The 19,251-nt window shown below is 62.6% G+C and carries 19 protein-coding genes; 7 read left to right on the top strand and 12 right to left on the bottom strand.

From position 1 onward, the window contains the following. Positions 1-80: 80 nt before the first annotated feature. The 3 genes from LJY18_RS04060 to LJY18_RS04050 all read right to left on the bottom strand — a co-directional run bounded on the left by LJY18_RS04060 (position 81) and on the right by LJY18_RS04050 (position 1,591). Positions 81-515: an Sbal_3080 family lipoprotein gene (locus LJY18_RS04060; protein ID WP_238040511.1), complete on the bottom strand. Its 435-nt coding sequence runs from the start codon at positions 513-515 to the stop codon at positions 81-83. A 131-nt stretch (positions 516-646) separates the two neighbouring features. Beyond that, a complete protein-coding gene (locus LJY18_RS04055; protein ID WP_238040510.1) occupies positions 647-1,042 on the bottom strand; it encodes a hypothetical protein in 396 nt (131 codons plus the stop codon). A 90-nt stretch (positions 1,043-1,132) separates the two neighbouring features. Next, positions 1,133-1,591, bottom strand: coding sequence for a hypothetical protein (locus LJY18_RS04050; RefSeq protein WP_238040509.1), 459 nt, complete (start codon positions 1,589-1,591; stop codon positions 1,133-1,135). A gap of 570 nt (positions 1,592-2,161) precedes the next feature. Here LJY18_RS04050 and LJY18_RS04045 point away from each other — a divergent pair. Next, complete coding sequence (locus LJY18_RS04045; RefSeq protein ID WP_238040508.1) at positions 2,162-2,893, top strand: substrate-binding periplasmic protein; 732 nt, start codon at positions 2,162-2,164, stop codon at positions 2,891-2,893. 181 nt (positions 2,894-3,074) lie between these two features. On the opposite strand, the gene LJY18_RS04040 is transcribed toward LJY18_RS04045, so the two are convergent. From LJY18_RS04040 to dbpA, 3 genes are all read right to left on the bottom strand, one after another. Continuing rightward, positions 3,075-4,400 carry a TldD/PmbA family protein gene (locus LJY18_RS04040; RefSeq protein ID WP_238040507.1) on the bottom strand — a complete coding sequence of 442 codons (1,326 nt, stop codon included), beginning with the start codon at positions 4,398-4,400 and terminating at the stop codon, positions 3,075-3,077. After that, entirely contained in the window at positions 4,400-5,842 is a 1,443-nt protein-coding gene (locus LJY18_RS04035) for a TldD/PmbA family protein (protein WP_238040506.1), read from the bottom strand. The genes LJY18_RS04040 and LJY18_RS04035 overlap by 1 nt, the downstream gene beginning before the upstream one ends. Before the next feature lie 412 nt (positions 5,843-6,254). Next, positions 6,255-7,634, bottom strand: a complete 1,380-nt coding sequence (gene dbpA / locus LJY18_RS04030) for an ATP-dependent RNA helicase DbpA (RefSeq protein ID WP_238040505.1) — start codon at positions 7,632-7,634, stop codon at positions 6,255-6,257. A 489-nt stretch (positions 7,635-8,123) separates the two neighbouring features. Here dbpA and LJY18_RS04025 point away from each other — a divergent pair, with 489 nt between their 5' ends. From LJY18_RS04025 to LJY18_RS04010, 4 genes are all read left to right on the top strand, one after another. Further along, positions 8,124-9,344 carry an HD-GYP domain-containing protein gene (locus LJY18_RS04025; RefSeq protein WP_238040504.1) on the top strand — a complete coding sequence of 407 codons (1,221 nt, stop codon included), beginning with the start codon at positions 8,124-8,126 and terminating at the stop codon, positions 9,342-9,344. Between the two features lie 88 nt (positions 9,345-9,432). Then, positions 9,433-9,933, top strand: a complete 501-nt coding sequence (gene rloA2, locus LJY18_RS04020) for a retropepsin-like aspartic peptidase RloA2 (protein WP_238040503.1) — start codon at positions 9,433-9,435, stop codon at positions 9,931-9,933. A 139-nt stretch (positions 9,934-10,072) separates the two neighbouring features. After that, positions 10,073-12,103: a methyl-accepting chemotaxis protein gene (locus LJY18_RS04015; protein ID WP_238040502.1), complete on the top strand. Its 2,031-nt coding sequence runs from the start codon at positions 10,073-10,075 to the stop codon at positions 12,101-12,103. A gap of 113 nt (positions 12,104-12,216) precedes the next feature. Then, positions 12,217-12,369, top strand: coding sequence for a DUF3096 domain-containing protein (locus tag LJY18_RS04010; protein WP_238040501.1), 153 nt, complete (start codon positions 12,217-12,219; stop codon positions 12,367-12,369). Between the two features lie 360 nt (positions 12,370-12,729). Here LJY18_RS04010 and arsN2 read toward each other — a convergent pair whose 3' ends face one another. The 6 genes from arsN2 to LJY18_RS03980 all read right to left on the bottom strand — a co-directional run bounded on the left by arsN2 (position 12,730) and on the right by LJY18_RS03980 (position 16,758). Beyond that, a complete protein-coding gene (gene arsN2 / locus LJY18_RS04005) occupies positions 12,730-13,170 on the bottom strand; it encodes an arsenic resistance N-acetyltransferase ArsN2 (protein ID WP_238040500.1) in 441 nt (146 codons plus the stop codon). 15 nt (positions 13,171-13,185) lie between these two features. Then, positions 13,186-13,782, bottom strand: coding sequence for a DUF6151 family protein (locus LJY18_RS04000; RefSeq protein ID WP_238040499.1), 597 nt, complete (start codon positions 13,780-13,782; stop codon positions 13,186-13,188). Between the two features lie 84 nt (positions 13,783-13,866). Then, entirely contained in the window at positions 13,867-14,613 is a 747-nt protein-coding gene (locus LJY18_RS03995; protein WP_269137713.1) for a carbon-nitrogen hydrolase family protein, read from the bottom strand. Positions 14,614-14,623: 10 nt separating this feature from the next. Next, a complete protein-coding gene (locus LJY18_RS03990; protein ID WP_238040497.1) occupies positions 14,624-15,160 on the bottom strand; it encodes a DinB family protein in 537 nt (178 codons plus the stop codon). Between the two features lie 217 nt (positions 15,161-15,377). Next, positions 15,378-15,848 (bottom strand): OsmC family protein, encoded by a 471-nt coding sequence (locus LJY18_RS03985; protein ID WP_238040496.1) that lies wholly within the window; start codon positions 15,846-15,848, stop codon positions 15,378-15,380. A gap of 280 nt (positions 15,849-16,128) precedes the next feature. Then, the gene (locus LJY18_RS03980; protein WP_238040495.1) at positions 16,129-16,758 is read right to left on the bottom strand and encodes a glutathione S-transferase; all 630 of its coding nucleotides are present in this window, start codon (positions 16,756-16,758) and stop codon (positions 16,129-16,131) included. A 431-nt stretch (positions 16,759-17,189) separates the two neighbouring features. Between LJY18_RS03980 and LJY18_RS03975 the strand changes: the two genes are divergently transcribed. Together LJY18_RS03975 and LJY18_RS03970 are read left to right on the top strand one after the other, a co-directional pair. Further along, positions 17,190-17,456, top strand: a complete 267-nt coding sequence (locus tag LJY18_RS03975; protein WP_238040494.1) for a DUF4212 domain-containing protein — start codon at positions 17,190-17,192, stop codon at positions 17,454-17,456. 10 nt (positions 17,457-17,466) lie between these two features. Next, positions 17,467-19,233 (top strand): sodium:solute symporter family protein, encoded by a 1,767-nt coding sequence (locus LJY18_RS03970; protein ID WP_238040493.1) that lies wholly within the window; start codon positions 17,467-17,469, stop codon positions 19,231-19,233. The last annotated feature ends 18 nt before the right edge of the window (positions 19,234-19,251 follow it).

The following is a 19,251-nucleotide window of genomic DNA, read 5'->3' as shown; positions in this document are numbered from 1 at the left end:
GAACTACAGAATGGCCAGGGCGATGAAGCCCAACACAGGCCGGATATACGCTTGTTAAACTTTAGGAATTGTAATGAGTATTACGAGCCTGCGCCGCCGGGAAATAGTTTATTTACAAGCTCAACGATCTTGTTTTCCGCATTTATGAATTTTGCCATATTTGCTCCGCCGCTTTGTGAGTCATAATGGGCTTCGCCGATAGGCTTCCCATTGTTGTAAACTTTAATTTCAGCAAGTGCCATATATAAAGCCATGTCCCAGCGCCATGTGGCATTGTATGTTGATGTTATACGGCACTCAATAATTGATGCTGAGGGCTTCAGTTGTCGTACAAGATATCCTTTTTCTAGAAGTGTACGTTTATATACTTTAATAAATCCAGATTTTACATTTGGATTTTCTATAAGGCAGACTTCTTTTTCAGTGAGGCTTTCAACAGGGGTTACTGTTTGCTTAATGCTACAACCGGTCATTGTGATGCTGGCTGCGAATAATGCCAAAATTTTCTTATTCATAATAGATATCCTTTCTATTGAAACTTTATGTCTTTGTGGGATTTAGTGCGGGGCCTAACGCGAAGCTATGCGGCGCCCTGACAAGGGCGTCCGGTGGAGGCCGTAGGGCCGGAACGTATTTAAGCGACTTGTTATACACGGATGCTCCGGTTCCTCGAGCCAAGCAGATAAAGTAGAAAAATCAATGCTGTTGCGCCGTCAAATGCAATTGTCAGACCCGCTTTCCCGAGGAATTGAGTGCCTATCGAAAGAACTAACCCAACGAATATCAGTTTGCTTACTGCAGCGATAACTAAAACCAGGCTGCGATGCTCTGGCCAAAATGCGCCGAAGACCAACATTGCCCCAATCAACGTGATTACCGCTCCCCAACTTCGAACAACGATTTCGGCAAGAGGACCTTCCAGCGACTGGCCAAAGGTCTGCTCAAGTGCCATTCGAGGCGCGATTAGGGCAAGCACCATCGTGCAAGTAATAAGCCCGGTAATCAGCATAATCCATTTAATATTGTTTTCGATAAAGCGCACCTGAAACTTCCCTGTTTTGTGTATAACGTTTGGTTAAGGGGCGGGCTTTAGCCCGTCCCAGCGAGCGAAGCGAACGATTTGAACCGCTAGTTAGCCGTTGCCACTATTTCGCTTCATGTTGGCAAGCATTTTTTCATTGACCTTCATGCGTGTTTGAAGTTGCTTGCCAGTGAGAACTCTCTTTCGCATTGTGTCGATTGAGAAGTTGTATTCCCAGTCGTTTATCCAGCCCTTTTCATGCGCATGTTTTATGGCTTCTGCATTAAGCGATTTTTGATTGTCTTTCCGAACGCGCTTCACTGCTTGGAATATAAGGTCGGAAGGTAGGCCAATGAGTTTCTTTACGCAGCAGTTGCCTACGGTTGCGAATTGTCCGTTTAGCTTATTATGCAGTGTGCATATTTCAATTATTGGAAAGTGACCGCACAGACAGGTTTCAGGCTCTTCGGCCTCATATATTTGATACAGGCTCCATTCTAGCTTTGCTATGTCCAAAATTTGAGCCTGAGAACGCTTCAGAATTTCTTCAGTGAGCTTGTATTGGGACATTGATGCCTCCTTGCGGCTAACAGAGATTAGACGGAATTCTTCATTATTGAATAACGCAGAATTCTAGATAAGTCCGCACGCAAACTAACGATCTCTGCCGTAAAGCCCCGCTGATCAAGGTATTGCCTGTAAAGGCAGTCAGCCGTGGGTATTCGCGTGGCCGCGTGTTTTCGTGCCGCCGATAGGCTGTGGACATGCGCTCCCTGGCGGGCTTGCCGCTGGTGTGTGGCGCAGATGGCGCGCATCGGCTAACAGGGGGACTATGGCGGGGCGCCGGTGTGGCAAGCCTGGGGCATTCTGTTGAGGTGAAACGCATACCAAACTCCCTTTGGTAACGGCGGGCGCGCAGGATGGCACCGGGCCAGCTAAAGTGGTTCGACCTTATAGTATTTGCCGTGTGAGCAGCAATCCGTCTTTGTCCTGCCAAATCGAAGCCGGGCTACCGGCCTGTTGCGGTTGCCTCGCCACCTGCAGGGTGTTTCAGTACGGCTATAACCAATAGGACTGGCAGACCCGCCGGATATGCGGGTAATGACCAGTCTGGAATCCTTGCCTTGTGGACAGCCCGTCATGAATGGACTGCGTGCGTTGTGCTTGTCGTTTTTGCTGGTGCCGCTGGGCGTATGGGCGCAGCCCCTGCGGCTGGTGGCCAACGCCTGGCCGCCGTTCACTGACCAGACCCTGCTGAATAACGGTGTGGCGGCCGATCTGGTGAGCAGCGCGCTGGGCCGTGCCGGTTATGCCACGGCCTATGCGCAGGCGCCCTGGGAGCGGGCGGTGCGCGGTTTGCAGCGCAGCGATTACGATGTCCTGATCAACGCCTGGTATTCCGAGGAGCGCGCCGGCTTCGGTTACTTCTCCGAGCCCTATCTGATCAACCGCATCCGCCTGCTGCGGCGCAAGGGCAGCGCCATCCGGTTCGAGCAATTGTCCGATCTGTATATCCAGCGCATCGCGGTGGTGCGTGGCTATGCCTATTCCGCCGCGTTCAACAGCGACCCGTTGCTGTACAAGGTGGGCGTCGGCAGTTTCGACAGCGCTGCGCGCATGCTGCAGGCCAAGCGGGTCGAGTTGACCCTGGAGGACGAGATAGTCGCGCGTTATCACCTCGGCCGCGAGCTGAGGGAGATCCGTGATGAGCTGGAGTTCGTCGGGCAGCCATTGAGCGAGAACGGCCTGCATATCCTGATCCGTCGCAGTCATCCGCAGCATCAGGCGATTGCCGAGGCGTTCAACCAGGCCATCGTCGCCATGCGCGCCGATGGCAGCTATGCGGCGATTCTGCAGCGGCACGGTCTGTAGCGGGCGCTTGTTGCCGTGCCTAAGCCCGCTGAGCTCTCAGGCAGGCGTGGGTGTTTTGTCGCAACGGTAGGCGGCGCCATCGATGGGTATCGCTGCGCGCAACACCATCCTCCGCGGCTGTGCCTTGGCGTTGCCGCCGATAGCGGCCGGCTGCTGCTCGCCGGCGGCAAGCAGCGGGCATTCACAGGGTCAGGGTCAGGCGCCGGAGCAGGGCGCCGGGCAGCAGGCTCGAGCCGTTGTGGCGCTGGTAATAGGTGCTGGTGGACAGGCTCAGCTCGCGTTCGCGGGTCAGGGCTTCGAGCTGGCTGCCGAGCAGGTCGTAGAGGCTGTCGTCGAAGCGCATGCTGGCGAGTGGCGCCTGGAGCTTGCCGTCCTCGACCCAGAAGGTGGCGAAGCGGGTCATGCCGGTCACGCGCCCGGCGGGGCGGTCGGAGTAGTTGAGGTACCAGAGGTTGCCGATGTACAGGCCGGTGCCGAGGCGGGCGAGGATCTCGTCCTGCTCCAGGCTGCCGGCGGCCATGGCCAGCGCCTGCGGGCTTTCCCAGGGGCTGGCGCCGTTGGCCGGCAGGCCGTATTCGGCAGCGCTGCGTGAACTGACCAGTTGCTCGCCGGGCTGGCCGGCCTGGATCAGGCTGAGGTCGTGGCGCGGGTAGCCTTCGCTGGAAAACGCCGGGGTCAGCGAGCCCGCGATCTGCTCGTGCAGGCTGAGCAGCGGGCTGAGGCGGGCGGCGCCAGCGTGCAGGCGTTGCAGCGGGCTGTCCTTGTCGGCCAGGGCCTGGGCGGAAAAGCCGCCCCAACTCATCAGTTCGAGAATTTCCTGCAGGGCGGCGGGCGCCAGGTAGGCGCGGTAGCTGCCGGGCGCCAGGGTACGCACGGGCTGGCCCAGGTAGCTCAGTTGCTCGCGCGCCTGCTGCATGCGCCGGGCGAAGGCGTCGGCCTGCCAGGTCTGGCCGGCGTACTGCGCCTTGAGTGCCTGGCCGTTGGCGTGGAACAGGCTCCAGTCGAAGTTGAAGCTGCTCGCCTGGTGCCAGCCGAAGGCGCCGCTGGAGCTGGCGAAGCCGCGGCTGATCGGGCCGGCGGCGTAGAAGCCGACCAGATCCAGGCCCTGCGCGGCCTGGCCGATCTGCTCGACCACGGCGGCGCTGTCCGGCAGCGCTTCGAGTTGCAGCACATGGCTGTGCCAGGCCTCGCGGTTGAGCTGCAGGTAGGGGTCGGGCGACAGCAGCGGCAGGGTCTGGCGCAGGTGCTGCAAGGCGTCGGCCAGGCGCTGGCGGTCGTCCGCCGCCATGCCGCTGAGGGTGACCTGCAGCTCGGCATGGCGGCCGTCGCGGATCAGTTGCAGGGTCAAACTGGCCTGCTGCACATGGCCGGCCTGGCGCACCTTGGCCTGGTTGAAACGGATGAATTCGGAGGATTCGGCGCTGTAGCCGAGGCTGAATTCTTCGCCTGGGTTGAGCGCGTCACGTAGCCATTCGGCCAGCGCGGAAAATTGCTTGAGGTTGTCCATCAGGCGGCTCCGCCGAATACGTCGACCTGGCTGAATACGCAGGCCGGGGTGGCGTGGCCGACGCGCACCACCTGGTTGGGTTCGCCCTTGCCACACTGCGCGGTGCCGAGCACCTCGCGGGTGCTGGCGTCGCCGACGGCCGCGAGCGAGCCCCAGAACTGGCTGGAGATGCCGCGGTAGTTGGGGTTCTTGACCACACCGCGCAACTGGCCGTGCTCGATCAGCTGGCCCCATTCGCAGCCGAACTGGAACTTGTTGCGTGCGTCGTCGATCGACCAGGAGCGGTTGCTGGCCATCAGGATGCCGTGCTCGATGCCGCCGATCAGTTGCTCAAGACTCTGATCGCCCGGTTCGATATTGAGGTTGGCCATGCGGTCGATCGGTGGCCGGTTCCAGTTGCAGGCGCGGCTGTTGGCCACGCCCGGCAGGCCGCTGCGCCACTGCGACAGGGCGCCACCGAGGGGGCGCAGCAGCAGGCCGTCGCGGATCAGGTACTCGCGGCGCGCCGGGCTGCCGTCGTCGTCATGGGCGTAGCTGGCCAGCTCCTCGGGGACGTGGGGGTCGAAGCTCACGTTGAGCAGGCGGGAGCCGTATTGCAGTCGGCCGAAGTCGCTGGTCTTGACGAAGCTGGTGCCGGCGAAGTTGCGCTCGTCGCCGAGGATGCGGTCCAGCTCCAGCGGGTGGCCGATGGATTCGTGCAGCTGCAGGATCATCTGATCCGGCATCAGCAGCAGGTCGCGCGGGCCGCTCGGCGCGTTGGCCGCCAGCAGCAGTTGCAGGGCTTGGTCGGCGACCTGCGGCGCGGCGCCGATCAGGCCCAGGCGCTCGATCACGTCGGCGCCGCCCTGCTGGCCGAGGTGGGCGCCGCCGAGGTTGCGGGTCTGGCTGTCCTGGCCGTCGTAGGCGGTGACGCTGAGGTGCGGGTAGACGAAACGCTGGGCCTGGTGCAACTCGGCGCCGCTGTTGTTGAGGTAGAGCTGCGCGCTGCTGGTCAGGTCGAGGCCGACCCGCCAGTTGACCAGGCGTGGATCGTTGGGCACGGCGGCGGACTCGGCGGCGAGCAGCTGGTAGCAGGCGGCGAGCGAGGGGAACTCCTCCTCCAGGCCGGGCGAGCGGTACTCGCCGCGTTCGCTGGAGGGCACTCGTGCGCGCTGATCGAGCAAGGCTTGCGGGGCGATCCGCCGGGCCAGCGCCGTGGCCCGTTCCAGCGCGTCCTGCAGGCCCTGGCGGGACAGGTCGCTGGTCGCCGCGTAGGCCTCGACCCCGGCCATCCGCACGCTGAGCATGGCGCCCTGATCGCGGCTGAAACGCGGCGGCTCGGCCACCTGCTTGCGCATCGCCAACTGCTGGTGATCCTCGCGGACATAGCGCAGCGACCAGTATTCGGCGTCGCTGTGCAGGGCGGCAAAGTGCTGCTTGAGTGTGGCGAAAGCCTCGAACATGCGGCGGCTCCTGGGCTGGGGCGCCCGCGGCAGTGGGCATCAAGCGGATGCCGGCGACAGCCGACGGGAAAGGTCATGATTGCCCAAGGGCGGGGTGGCGACAAGCGCGCGGGCGGGGTGGTGGATGACTGGGTCAGCGAGCCAGGGCAGAAGCATCGCCCCGGGGGCGGGCCTCCTACAGGTGCGTGGGTATCGCCAGGCTCTTGTAGGAGGCGCGCCCCGCGGCGAATGCGGGCCGCAGGGCTGCTGCTCTGGACCTGGGTGCCAGGGAAAGCATCGCCCCGAGGTCGGGCCTCCTACAGGTACGCGGATAGCGCCAGGCCTTTGTAGGAGGCGCGCCCCGCGGCGAATGCAGACCGCCGGGCAGCCCTCAAGGCCAGAGCTGTCGCCACGGCGGGCCGTGGCGAGTGCCTTACAGCGAGCGGACGCGCAGCGTGCGGCCCTTGATCTTGCCTTCGCTCAGGCGTTTCAAAGCCTGCTGGGCCATGCTGCGTTCGACGGCGACATAGGACTGGAAGTCGAAGATGGCGATCTTGCCGACCTGGCTGCCGGGGATGCCGGCATCGCCGGTGAGGGCGCCGAGGATGTCGCCGGGGCGGACCTTGTCCTTGCGTCCGCCGCTGATGCACAGGGTGATCATCGGCGGTTGCAGGGGCTCGCCGGCCTTGGCCTTGAGGCTGTTCAGCGGGTGCCAGTTGAGCGGGCTTTTCTGCAGGGTCTCGATGGCCTGGGCGCGATGACCTTCGGCGGGCGCGACCAGGCTCATGGCCATGCCTTTCTCGCCAGCGCGGCCGGTGCGGCCGACGCGGTGGATGTGGATTTCCGAATCGCGCGCCAGTTCGACATTGATCACCATGTCCAGGGCGTCGATGTCCAGGCCGCGGGCGGCCACATCGGTGGCCACCAGTACCGACAGGCTGCGGTTGGCGAACATCGCCAGCACCTGGTCGCGGTCGCGCTGTTCCAGGTCGCCATTGAGGGCAGCGGCGGAAATACCGTTGGCGCCCAGGTGGTCGACCACTTCCTGGCACTGCTGCTTGGTGAAGCAGAAGGCCACGCAGGACTCGGGGCGGAAGCTGGCGAGCAGCTTGACCACGGCATCCATGCGCTCTTCGGGGGAAATCTCGTAGAAGCGCTGTTCGATCTGCGCGTCGTCGTGCATGGCCTCGGCCTTGACCTGCTGCGGGTTGCGCATGAAGGCTGCGGACAGCTGCTTGATGCTCGACGGGTAGGTGGCGGAGAACAGCAGGGTCTGCCGCTTGCTCGGGGTCTGGCCGATGATATCGGCGATGCTGTCGTAGAAACCCATGTCGAGCATGCGGTCGGCTTCGTCGAGCACCAGGGTGTTGAGGCCGTCGAGCTTCAGCGTGCCCTTGGCCAGGTGCTGCTGGATGCGCCCCGGCGTGCCGACGATGATCTGCGCGCCATGCTCCAGCGAGCCGATCTGCGGGCCGAAAGGCACGCCGCCGCACAGGGTCAGCACCTTGATATTGTCGGCGCCACGCGCCAGGCGCCGAATTTCCTTGGCCACCTGGTCGGCCAGTTCGCGGGTCGGGCACATGACCAGCGCCTGGCAGCCGAAATAACGCGGATTGAGCGGGTTGAGCAGGCCGACGCCGAAGGCCGCGGTCTTGCCGCTGCCGGTCTTGGCCTGGGCGATCAGGTCCATGCCCTTGAGCATCACCGGCAGGCTCTGCGCCTGAATCGGCGTCATCTCGGTGTAACCGAGCGACTCGAGGTTCGCCAGCATGGCGGCGGACAGCGGCAGTGAGGAGAAAGCGGTGTTGGTCACGGTTCAGGCCTGCAAATCGAAATGACGCGCAGTGTATCAGGCGCAGGCCCCGGCGTTACTGCTGGTGCGACCGAGGGCGTCACCGCACCACAGGGCCGGGTCGAGATCACGGGGCTGGGTGTCGATGATGACATTCGCCCCGGCAGCCTTCATGACGGGGCGCCCAAGGCTTTGACCAGTGTCTCGGGCAATCCGTGATTAGTAGGGTGCCACTCGCCGCAGGCCGTGCACCATGGTTGCTCCACGCGGCACAAAAGCTGGCGGGCTGTCGCTGCGCTCCGAACGGATCGCCGACCGGATCGCCCCTCCGGCCGGGCCTGGTGCGAATCATCGGGCGCAACGCGGCGCTGGCCGCGCGACGGCGCCAGGCACTTTCAGCGCCACAGAGAGCGCAATGGGTGACGGAAAATAGCTCGGTGATGTCAGTCTGCCACTGCCGGAAGTGGCATATGCTTACAGGGTTCATCCATAGTCGCCGTGGTCGCCAACGTGCTTAAGCGCATTTCCGTCACCGAGTTGCTTGAGGGTATGTACATCCATGAGCTGTGCGGCTCATGGATGGAGCATCCTTTCTGGAAGCCCCGCTTTCTCCTGAACAACCCCAAGGACCTGCAGCGTATCCGCGACAGCGGGATCAGCGAGCTGTGGATCGACACCAGCAGGGGGCTGGATCTGCCGAGCGGGCAGACGCTGGAACAGGTGGAGGAAGAAACCGCAGCGGTGTTGCAGGCCGCCGAGCCGTTGGTCGAGCGCCGGCGCTGCGCCTTGGATGAGGAGGTTGGCCGTGCCGCCAAGCTCTGCGACACCGCCAAGGAGGCGGTGCTGCAGATGTTCGGCGATGCCCGCATGGGCCGGGCGATTGACGTGGCCCATGTGACCGAGCTGGTCGATGAAATCTCCGCCTCGGTATTGCGTCAGCCCAGTGCCCTGATCAGCCTGGCGCGGCTCAAGCGCGCCGACGAATACACCTACATGCACTCGGTGGCGGTCTGCGCGCTGATGATCGCCCTGGCGCGCCAGCTCGACCTGGCCGAGGCCCAGGTGCGCGAGGCGGGCATGGCCGGGCTGCTGCATGACATCGGCAAGATGCGCATACCGTCGGCGCTGCTGAATAAGCCGAGCAAGTTGAGCGACAGCGAGTTTGCCACGATGCGCAGCCATCCCACGGAGGGCGCGCGGATTCTGCTCGACAGCCGGCAGGTCAGCGCGCAGGTGCTGGATGTGTGCCTGCATCACCACGAAAAGGTCGATGGCAGTGGCTACCCGCATCGTCTGGTCGGTGAGCAGATCAGCCTGTTCGCCCGGATGGGGGCGGTCTGCGACGTGTATGACGCGATCACCTCGAACCGTCCTTATAAAGCTGGCTGGGGACCGGCTGAGTCGATCCGCAAGATGGCGGAGTGGAGCAAGGGGCATTTCGATGAGCGCGTGTTCCAGGCGTTTGTCCGGGCCGTCGGTATCTACCCAACCGGTTCGCTGGTGCGCCTGCAGAGCGGCCGTCTCGGGGTGGTGCTGGAGCAGCACGCCACGTCGTTGCTGATGCCCAGGGTCAAGGTGTTCTTCTCGGCCACCTCGAAAGCCCCGATTCGTCAGGTCATCGTCGACCTGGCCGAATGGGTCGGCCGCGACAAGATCGTCAGTCGCGAATCCGCCGCCGACTGGGGATTTCGCCACCTCGATGAGATGTGGACGGGCTTGCCCGCCAGATAACTGGCGCCCCGCAGGCCGACATCCGGTCGAACCAACTGCCGCTGAGCCGGTCGGAGTTCCTGACGTTTTAACGGAGTCCTGACTGGTTATGAAGATTGTTGCTGCACTCTTGGCCTTGGTCGCGTTGCCGGCGATGGCCAATCAACCGGCGCTCTACGGGCGCTACGAATACATCGAGTTGCCACAAGTCGGGCAAACCCTGAAAGCCAAGATGGACACCGGCGCGGTGACCGCCTCGCTGTCGGCCAGGGACATCGAGCAGTTCCGCCGTGACGGCCAGGATTGGGTGCGTTTCCGCCTGGCCACTGCGAGTGCCGACGACACCCAGTTCGAGCAGCCCCTGGCCCGGGTCAGCAAGATCAAGAGCCGCGCCGAAGAGCGGGGCGGGGCCAGCCGCCCGGCGGTGGCCAAGCGTCCGGTGGTCGATATGCAGCTCTGTCTGGGTAACCAGTTGCGCACCGTTGAGGTCAACCTCACCGACCGCAGCCACTTCGATTATCCGCTGTTGATCGGCACCAGCGCCTTGCGTGATTTCGGCGTGGCGATCAATCCGGCGCAGCGCTATACCGCCAATCAGCCGCAGTGCTGAAACGCAATTGGCCTATGCTGCAAGCCGCCGTCCGTGCTGCTTGCCTGGCTTGACTCGAGTAGCCCGGCGTAATTCTTGCTAGATGATGTTCTTTGCCACACTTGTTGCCAGGTGTGGATGGGCTCGTTGAGGTGTCGTTATGACTGGAGTACTCAAGCCGGGTATACGCGTATTGGAGCGTTTCAGCTTCGCGCGTAAATTTCAGCTGCTGTTTGTATTATTCGCCCTGCCGCTGGGCTATGCGCTGTGGGTGATCACTAGCGACCATCTGGCCCGCCTGATGCTGATCGACCATGAGCTGGAAGGCGTGCGCGGGGTGCAGGCGCTGGGCGAGGTGCAGCGTGAGATCATCGCCCAGCGTACCCTGCTGGCGCGCTGGAAGGGCACCGACGAACCGGCCAAGGCGCTGCTGCAACAACGCGCAAGCGGCCTCGATCAGGCATTGGAACAGGCCGCTACCCAGCTCGCGAGTACCCCGTCGAGCGTGCAGACACGTGAGCAACTGGCTGCCCTGCAAGAGCTGCGCGCCGAACTGAGTGTGGCGGTACTGGGCAAGATGGCGCTACCGGATGCCCTGGACCGTTACCAAAAGACCCTGTTGCAACTGATGGCGCTGCGCGAGCAGGTGGCCACCGACAGCGGTTTGATCCTCGATCCGCATCTCGACACCTACCTGATGATGGAGCAGCTGACCTTCACCTTGCCCCGCTTGCAGGAAAGCCTCGGCAGCTTCGCCAGCCAGGGTTATGGGGCGGTGTTCTCGGAGCACTTCACCCTGCAAAGCCGGGTCAAGATCCGCGATTTGCGCCGAACTCTGGAGGAGTCGCGCGGCCAGTTGATCAAGGCACGTGCGACTCTCGGACAGCAGGCATCGCAGCCGATGGCCGATTTGCAGGCGTCATTCGTCGCGGCCGAGCAAGGTTTCGACACCTTTCTCCTCGAGATCGACCGCGACATGTTCGAGGCCAACCCCATGGCCTTGAGTCCGCAACAGTTCATCGAGCGGGTAGACGCTTTGCAGGTCCAGCTGAGCGGCCTGCAGCAGGTGTTGTACCAGCAGTTCACCCAGAGTCTGGGTGACTACCGGCAGCAGGCGCAGCGCGAAATGTGGCAGGTGATCGCCGTCTTCGGTGTGCTGACCCTGTTGGCGCTCTACGTGCTGTTTTGCCTGAATGCCTCGATTCGTCGCAGCACCGCCGGCATCATCGATGCCGCGCAGGGCCTGCGTGACGGTGACTTGCGCGTGCACATGCAGGTGCATGGCGAAGACGACCTGGCGAGTATCGCCAGCGCGCTGAATGCCGCAGTCGCCCAGTTGCGTGGCTCGCTGCAGGGCGTCGATCAGGAAAGCCAGAGCCTCGGCGGCACCGTGCAGTTGCTCAGCAGCCAGGCGCAGAGCGCGCTGACCTCAGTGGAACAGCAGCAGGGGCAGATGAGCCAGATCGCCACCGCCGCCACGCAGATGGCGGCCACCGCGCAAAGCGTTGCGCAAAGCTGCGAGGAGGCCGCGGTGGAAGCCGGGCAAACCCGTGAAATTGCCAACCAGAGCAACCAGCGCAGCGTGCGGACCAGCGCCAGCATGCGTCAGCTCAGCAGCCGCCTGGGCGACAGTGCTGCGACCCTGCAGCAGCTGCGCGTGCAGACCGAGCAGATTACCCGGGTGGTCGATGTGATCAAGGGTATCGCCGAACAGACCAATCTGCTGGCGCTCAATGCGGCCATCGAGGCGGCGCGTGCCGGCGAGCAGGGCCGTGGCTTTGCCGTGGTCGCCGACGAGGTGCGTTCGCTGTCGCAACGCACGCAGAACTCCACCGCGGAAATCGCCCAGACCGTTGCCGATCTGCACCGGGTGGTCGGCCAGTCGGTCAGCCTGATGGAGGCGGCCGTGCAGCAGGCCGAGGGTGATGTCGGCAGCGTGCTGGCCATGGGCGAGGATCTGGCCGGAATCGTCGAGTCGGTGCAGCGGGTCAGCGACCGCCTGGCGCAGATCGCCACCGCCGCCGAACAGCAGGCGGCCACCGCGGACGAGGTCAGCGGCAATATCCAGCAGGTCGATCAGGGCGCCAGCGCCATGCTCGACGGCGCGCAGGCGGTGAGCGAGGCGGCCGAGCAATTGCGCCGCGGCAGCCAGGTGCTGGCGCAGAACACCGGGCGCTTCCAGTTGGATTGAAGGTTAGCCAGGGCGGGCAATCATCAGTCAATGGTTGCTATTGCCTCGGGGGTTTCACGCGCATACTGCCCGCGTACTGAAGTATCCGCACACTCATTCGCCAGGAAGACACCATGACTCTTGCACTGACCCCTTTGATTTCCCTGATCGCCGGCATCCTGATCCTGGTAGTGCCGCGGTTGTTGAATTACATCGTAGCCATCTACTTGATCGTCATTGGTTTGGTGGGGATTTTCGGCTCCGGCAATTTCAACCTGAGCTTTTAGTGTTCTGAACTCTCGAATAGCTCCAATGCTTGCAGCGTGAGTCCGAGGCTAGCGACTAACGCTGGGACTAATCGGCAATGCCTGGCGTGCAGGGGAATGCTGCGGGTCAGGGCTGTCGAACCGCGAGGCATACCAGACCCTGCTGTCCGCGAGTCGCGGGCACGGGGCGCGTGGCCCAGCATCGCCGGCCAGGCTTCGCTCTGCCCGAAACGCCCATAGAAACCATTCTGTCCGCTAAACCAGAAGCGCCTCTGGGGAAACATGGTGCTATTCAGGTACGGGTAGCCATTGCCAGGCTCCTGGCTTGTATTGATCCACGGAACCGGCAGGCCGGAGGACCAGATTTCGTCCTATTCCTCCCTAGACACTCAAGCGCTTGCACATAAACGCCGCTGTCGCCGGGCAAAGCCCGCGCAACTGCCGGGTCGCGGCAATCGCCGGAGGTGCGGCTGAGCGTTCGGCCAGGCGGTAGCCGCGCTGGGTAAAGAACTCCTCGGCCGTGGTAGTGAGCAGGTAGATGGTTTGCACGCCATGGGCCGCAGCCTGCTGTTCGGCATAGGCCAGCAATTCGGCGCCAAGCCCCTGGCCGCGCGCGGAGTCGGCCACGGCGAGGGAGCGCAACAGTGCATCCGCGCCATGCATCTGCAGGCCCACCAGCCCGATGAGGCGGACGTCAGCCTGGCAGCCAAACAGCTGCAGGTGATTCGCGGCGTCCTGCAGATCGTCGGTTGGCAACTGGCAGTCCGCGAGCAACTGCTGCACCTGAGGGTTGAGCTCAACGGCTTCGATCGTGGCTTTCATAGGCGCAGTTGCCGGTCAGTCTGCATGCATCAGGTCCTCCTTTTCCTGTGGACTGAGCACCTTGGGCACGACGGTGGGCGTGTTCGAATTAGGGATAAAGAACGGCGTGCGTCGGTAGCTGCCATCCAGGCGCGCTTTGAGCAGCATGCCGGTAATGCGCAACATGGCGGCCGGCAAGCCGAAGGCTCTGGGCTTGGGTTCGCCCAGGGCGGACCGGGTATTCACCTGCATGCGGATTGGCCCGAAGGCCTCGTCCAGCGATACCGGTGTTGATGCCAGGCAGTTGTGCACCAGGCCCACGAAGGACAGCTGGGGGTTGGCCAAAGTGTTGCCGATGGGGGTGTTGCAACAGCTGGCATACCAGCGCAGCAGGCCGTTCGGCGTGAGGCGCATGCATGCAAGGTACTCGATGCCATCGGTAAAGGTGATGTTCTTCGGCGTGGTTTGAATGATATCGGTGCCGCCGCTGCGATCGAGTATCTGCTCCGCACGGCGCAAGTAGCGGGCAAAGGCCTGGCAGTCCGTGCAATAACAGATGCCGCGATTCTCTTGGTGGGTCCGGGTGAGGGCGCCTTTGAACTTGCCGCAACTACAGCGTATCGGGTGAGTCATGAGGACTCCATGAGTGGTTGGCTGGTCGATTACCGGTATAGCCGTTGTATTTATTGGCCGCCGCCGTGGATTGGTAACGACCTGTCAGGCTGCGCCCGCACGTAGCTCGCCGGTCCATCGGGCAGACTCTTTTGTCGCGATCAGCAGATAACTGCCTGGGCCTGGCGCCTCGACCACCAGCTTGCCGCCGGGTGCCCAGATCGCGCTTCTGCCGGCCGACAGATAGGGCCCGGACGGGCCGCCGTGATTGGCCATAAGCGTGGTCATGGCGTAACTGGCGGCATAGCGACTGAGGTTGGCGGAATCCAGCGGGTAGCCTTTCGGCGACACCAGCACACCGGCCAGATACAGCGATGCACCCGTGGCGGCGGCGCGTTGCGCATGCTGCTCGTGGGTGGTGTCGGCACAGATTGCCAGGGTGAACGACTCCTCGGCCAGATCATGGCGCTTGGCGCCGCGCTCGCCCGGAGTCGCGAAGGGCGCTTCGCTGGGATCCAGGTACTGTTTGCAATAGCGACTGCTACGGCCATCCGGGAAGAACGTGATGGCGCCGATATAGGGGCGCGCTGAGGTGCTTGGCAGCGCAGCGCCAATCACCACGGTCATCGCTCTTGCACGAGCCAGTTGGCGAATGGGAGCTAGCACTGCATCTTCAGGCTGAACCGTGCAACTGCCCAGCAGTGGCAGCTCATAGCCGCTGAGCGACAGCTCGGGGAATACCAGAAGATCGACGTTGGCGGCGCTGGCCGCCGCGATAAAGCTGCAATGGATGTCGACATTGGCGGCGAGGTCGGCGGGGACGGACAAGCACTGCGCCGCAGCAATTCGCATGGATGGCATGTCATTCACCAGGGTTGGTCGGGGTGGCGCTGAAGTTGGCTGAGGCGGCTTCAGGGGTGCCGCCTGGGCTCACCTGGCGGCGCTCGGGCTCGGCCTGATGGAGAAAGCGGGTGTAGATATCCCGCGGCGGGGCAAGCGCCAGCTGCGCCATGATTCGCCCCACCGCGCCGCGGTGGTAGCCGCCGTGGCTGATGATATGCGCCAGCATCTCCTCGCGGCTCATGCAGCCGGCATCGCCGTCGACAAAGCTGAAGCTCAGGCGTTCGTGCAACTGTTCGGCGCGCAAGCCCGCCACATGCTCCAGATACCAGGCATCGGTGGCCTGCATCGCCTTGTGGAGCGCCTCCAGGGTTGGCGTCTCGGGGGTATTGGTGGCGCTGTAGTCGTGCGCCTGGCCTTGCAGGTTGGCGACAAATATCCGCTCGACCACATGGATGTGGTTGAGGATGCGCAGCGCCGCGTGCAATTCGGCGAACAGCTCATGGTTGGCCCAGGCGTTGTACTGGAACAGCGAAGCGAGAAGGCTGTGGGTGCTCATGGCGGCGAGTGTCTCCGGTGCAGACCGAGGCTGCTGGCTGGGCCGCTGGGGTGTCCTGGCGCCGGGCTTTTACCACCAGGTACAGCAGCGCGCCGACTGACCCGCACATGGCGGTCATGGGTAAACAACGCTAGCAGGAGTTAGCGGGGCTGGTGCGGGCTTTTTCATGCTGCCGTGCCGGGTTGCGACCAGTTGAATAGTTCAACCCCCTAGGCCGTTAACCGGCAAAGCGCGGCTCGCAGCGCACCTCGGATTTCACCGAGTTGGCGATAAAGCATTCCTCGTGAGCCTGATGGTGCATCTGCTCGATCTGTTGCCGTGTCGGCAGGCGTTCGCCGGAGAAGGTGACCGCAGGGCGCAGGGTGACCCGTGCGATAAACAACTTGCCGGCGCCGTTCGCCTGCATCGCCCCGCTGGCGGCGTCCTGGTAGTCATCGACGCAGAAGCGGCGTTGCCTTGCGATGGAAAGAAACCAGAGCATGTGGCAACTGGCGATCGAGGCGACAAAGGCTTCCTCGGGATCAACCGCCGTTTCATCCGACATCGGTACGGGCACTACGTGGGGCGAGGATGAGCCGGCTATCTCCAGGCCGCCATCGAAACGCAGCAGATGTTTGCGGCTATAGCGGTTGCCGAGAAAGTCCTGCTCGCCGCGCTGCCAGATTACCTGGGCGACATATTCAGCCATGGGAGCTGTTCTCCTTGAGGTGGGTTGCTGAGGTTTTGCTGTGCAGGCTCGCCATCACGGCAGCCGGGTTCTGGCGCAGGCCGCGGGAATGCGCTGGCCCGGCGCCGCGGGCCAAGGGCGGGGCTGAGGCCCGCGCCATTCGCGGTACGCGGATGATCGTCAGTCGAGGCATGCTTGGCATGGAGTGCACTACCACCAGCCGTTGGCGTGCGAGATCACCTTCTGCTAATCATCGATATTGGCGCATACGCCGAATTTCGCACCCGGCCTGCAGCCAGGCTCAAGCCGGCGGCTGGGTGGCCTGCATCGATGGTCGTTGGCTGATCTCGGCATACCAGCCGGCCAGTTGCGGGAAGCGTTCGCGCCAGGCCAGTTGCGGCTGGCGGAAATCCAGGTAGCCAAGGGCGCAGGCGACGCCGATCGCGGCGACATCGAAATGGCAAGCCAGCTCGGCAATGGCCTCATCTTCGAACTGTTGCAGGGCGCGCTCGATCTTCGCCTGCTGGCCTTCCTGCCATTGCGCCCACTGCAAGTCCGCCGGGCGCAGAAAGGTCTCGTAGCGGATCAGTATGGCCGCGTCGAGGATCGCGTCGGCCAGGGAGGCCAGGGTTAGGCGCCGCCAGCGCGAAGGCCCCAGCAGCGGGATCAGCGGGTCACCCACATGTTGCTGGTCGAGGTAGTCGAGGATCACCCGGCTGTCGTGCAGCACATTGCCGTCGGCCAGGCGCAATGCGGGGATCTTGCCCGCCGGATTGAGCCGGTTGAGTTCGGCGTCGGTCGTGGTCGGGGTGGCCTGGATCTGGTGCAAGGCCACACGGTCGAGTTGACCGGTTTCGTGCAGCAGCACCATGACCTTGCGTACGAAGGGCGAGGTGGGCGAGTAGAACAGGGTCATGCTGGGGCTGGACATGCGGCCTCCTTGACAGGCTGTTGAACGCAATCGTTGAAAGACTACTGCGTTCGTCCCACGGTTGCATGACTCAGTTACGCATGACCACTGCCGATCGGTTGCCGACTCGGCCCTGGCCGGCCGCCAAGGCGCAGGGCATGGCGCTGTGGACCGAAAAACCGGCTGAAGGTTGCCGATTGCGGCCACCAGCACTGCGACAACCGCCGGTTGGTCCGTGAATCCCGGACTAGAGCGGTGCCCGAGCATTCGACCTTGGTAGGGGCGGCAATATCCGCTGGCTCGGGTTCTGTGTCTGAAAGCCGCGCCAATGGGGGCTTGTATGCCTTATGCAAGGGGGTGAATGCGGGCACTCGACCAAAGTCTCACTGGCGGCCGCCACTGGGACTGCTAAGTTGCAAGGGTCAAAACAACAAAAACGAGGAGTCCCTCACATGTCCGTATCCAAGCAAGAGGCCGCCAAGGCCTACTGGAAAGATAACCTGCGACTGATGTTGATCCTGCTGACCATCTGGTTCGCAGTGTCATTCGGCGCCGGGATTCTGTTCGTCGATCAGCTCAACCATATCCAGTTCTTCGGGTTCCCCCTGGGCTTCTGGTTTGCCCAGCAGGGCTCCATCTATTCGTTCGTGGCGATGATTTTCTTCTATGTGTGGAAGATGAATCAGTACGACCGCAAGCACGACGTCCACGAAGAATAAGGCGCCGAACATGGATACCCAAACTCTGATCTATCTGTTCGTCGGCGCGACTTTTGCGCTGTATATCGGCATCGCCCTCTATACCCGGGCCGGCTCCACCAGCGAATACTATGTCGCCAGCAAGGGCGTACACCCGATCCTCAACGGCATGGCCACCGGCGCTGACTGGATGTCGGCGGCGTCGTTCATCTCCATGGCGGGGATCATCTCCTTCGTCGGCCTCGACGGTAGCGTGTACCTGATGGGCTGGACTGGCGGTTACGTGCTCCTGGCCATGTGCCTGGCACCCTACCTGCGCAAGTTCGGCAAGTTCACCGTGCCGGATTTCATCGGCGAGCGGTACTACTCGCAGACCGCGCGTCTGGTCGCGGTGGTCTGCGTGATCTTCATCTCGTTCACCTACGTGGCCGGGCAGATGCGCGGCGTCGGTATCGTCTTCTCCCGTTACCTGGAAGTTGACATCAACACCGGCGTGATCATCGGCATGTGCATCGTGTTCTTCTACTCCGTGCTCGGCGGCATGAAGGGCATCACCTACACCCAGGTGGCGCAATTCTGCGTGATGATCTTCGCCTACATGGTGCCGGCGATTTACATTTCGATGATGATCACCGGTAACCCGATCCCGCAGCTGGGCTTCGGCAGTGACGTGATCGGCACCAGCACCTCGGTACTCGAGCGCCTGAATGGCCTGAGCACCGATCTGGGCTTCAACACCTACACCGATGGCAGCAAGTCGACTATCGACGTGTTCTTCATCACCATGGCGTTGATGGTCGGTACTGCCGGTCTGCCGCACGTAATCGTTCGCTTCTTCACCACCCCGACCGTGCGTGCTGCCCGTCAGTCTGCCGGTTATGCCCTGCTGTTCATTGCCATTCTCTACACCACCGCTCCTGCTATCGCGGCTTTTGCCCGGATCAACCTGTTGACCAGCATTCCTGAGCTGCAATACAGCGAAGCGCCGCAGTGGGTGAAAAACTGGGAGAAGTCCGGTCTGATCGCCTGGCTGGACAAGAACGGTGACGGCAAGATCCAGTACGGCCCAGGTGCTCCATTCGTGGGTGCTCCGACCTTCTCCGCAGAAATTGGGGCGAATGGCGAGCGCGTAGTGACTAACGCTGCTACTCCCGCTGCCACTGAGTTCTACGTGGATCGCGACATCATGGTTCTGGCCAACCCGGAAATTGCCGGTTTGCCGGGCTGGGTAATCGCCTTGATCGCTGCAGGTGGTCTGGCGGCGGCACTGTCGACTGCTGCAGGCTTGTTGTTGGTGATTTCGACCTCGATCTCGCATGACCTGCTCAAGAGCACCCTGATGCCCAACATCAGCGAGAAGAAGGAGCTGCTCGCGGCACGTCTGGCCGCAGCTGTAGCGGTACTGGTGGCTGGTCTGTTCGGTATCTACCCGCCGGCCTTCGTGGCGCAGGTGGTGGCGTTCGCCTTCGGCCTGGCGGCAGCCTCGTTCTTCCCGGCCATCGTCATGGGGATTTTCTCCAAGAAGATGAACAAGGAAGGCGCGATCGCCGGCATGGTGGTGGGTCTGGCCTTCACCTTCAGCTATATCGTCTACTACAAGTTCATCTTCCCGACTGCCGGGCCGGCTGACTGGTGGTTCGGTATCTCGCCTGAAGGCATCGGTACCCTGGGCATGATCTTCAACTTCATCACTGCGATTGCAGTGGCCCAGGTAACTGCTGCACCGCCGGAGCACATCCAGCACATCATCGAAGACATCCGCATCCCACGTGGTGCAGGTGCTGCGATCGATCACTGAGTGCTAAAGCGCTAAAGC

This window comes from Pseudomonas sp. MMS21 TM103 (assembly GCF_022132145.1).
Lineage (GTDB): Bacteria > Pseudomonadota > Gammaproteobacteria > Pseudomonadales > Pseudomonadaceae > Aquipseudomonas.
The sequence above is the reverse complement of the archived record's forward strand: the minus strand, read 5'-3'. Positions and strand labels throughout refer to the sequence as shown.

Coding starts and splice junctions, on each gene's coding strand:
- rloA2 (WP_238040503.1), top strand. CDS start 9,433: ATGAAGATTGTTGCTGCACTCTTGGCCTTGGTCGCGTTGCCGGCGATG.
- LJY18_RS04015 (WP_238040502.1), top strand. CDS start 10,073: ATGACTGGAGTACTCAAGCCGGGTATACGCGTATTGGAGCGTTTCAGC.
- LJY18_RS04010 (WP_238040501.1), top strand. CDS start 12,217: ATGACTCTTGCACTGACCCCTTTGATTTCCCTGATCGCCGGCATCCTG.
- arsN2 (WP_238040500.1), bottom strand. CDS start 13,170: ATGAAAGCCACGATCGAAGCCGTTGAGCTCAACCCTCAGGTGCAGCAG.
- LJY18_RS04060 (WP_238040511.1), bottom strand. CDS start 515: ATGAATAAGAAAATTTTGGCATTATTCGCAGCCAGCATCACAATGACC.
- LJY18_RS03985 (WP_238040496.1), bottom strand. CDS start 15,848: ATGGCTGAATATGTCGCCCAGGTAATCTGGCAGCGCGGCGAGCAGGAC.
- LJY18_RS04050 (WP_238040509.1), bottom strand. CDS start 1,591: ATGTCCCAATACAAGCTCACTGAAGAAATTCTGAAGCGTTCTCAGGCT.
- LJY18_RS03970 (WP_238040493.1), top strand. CDS start 17,467: ATGGATACCCAAACTCTGATCTATCTGTTCGTCGGCGCGACTTTTGCG.
- LJY18_RS03975 (WP_238040494.1), top strand. CDS start 17,190: ATGTCCGTATCCAAGCAAGAGGCCGCCAAGGCCTACTGGAAAGATAAC.
- LJY18_RS03995 (WP_269137713.1), bottom strand. CDS start 14,613: ATGCGAATTGCTGCGGCGCAGTGCTTGTCCGTCCCCGCCGACCTCGCC.
- LJY18_RS04000 (WP_238040499.1), bottom strand. CDS start 13,782: ATGACTCACCCGATACGCTGTAGTTGCGGCAAGTTCAAAGGCGCCCTC.
- LJY18_RS03980 (WP_238040495.1), bottom strand. CDS start 16,758: ATGTCCAGCCCCAGCATGACCCTGTTCTACTCGCCCACCTCGCCCTTC.
- LJY18_RS03990 (WP_238040497.1), bottom strand. CDS start 15,160: ATGAGCACCCACAGCCTTCTCGCTTCGCTGTTCCAGTACAACGCCTGG.
- LJY18_RS04045 (WP_238040508.1), top strand. CDS start 2,162: ATGAATGGACTGCGTGCGTTGTGCTTGTCGTTTTTGCTGGTGCCGCTG.
- LJY18_RS04040 (WP_238040507.1), bottom strand. CDS start 4,400: ATGGACAACCTCAAGCAATTTTCCGCGCTGGCCGAATGGCTACGTGAC.
- LJY18_RS04035 (WP_238040506.1), bottom strand. CDS start 5,842: ATGTTCGAGGCTTTCGCCACACTCAAGCAGCACTTTGCCGCCCTGCAC.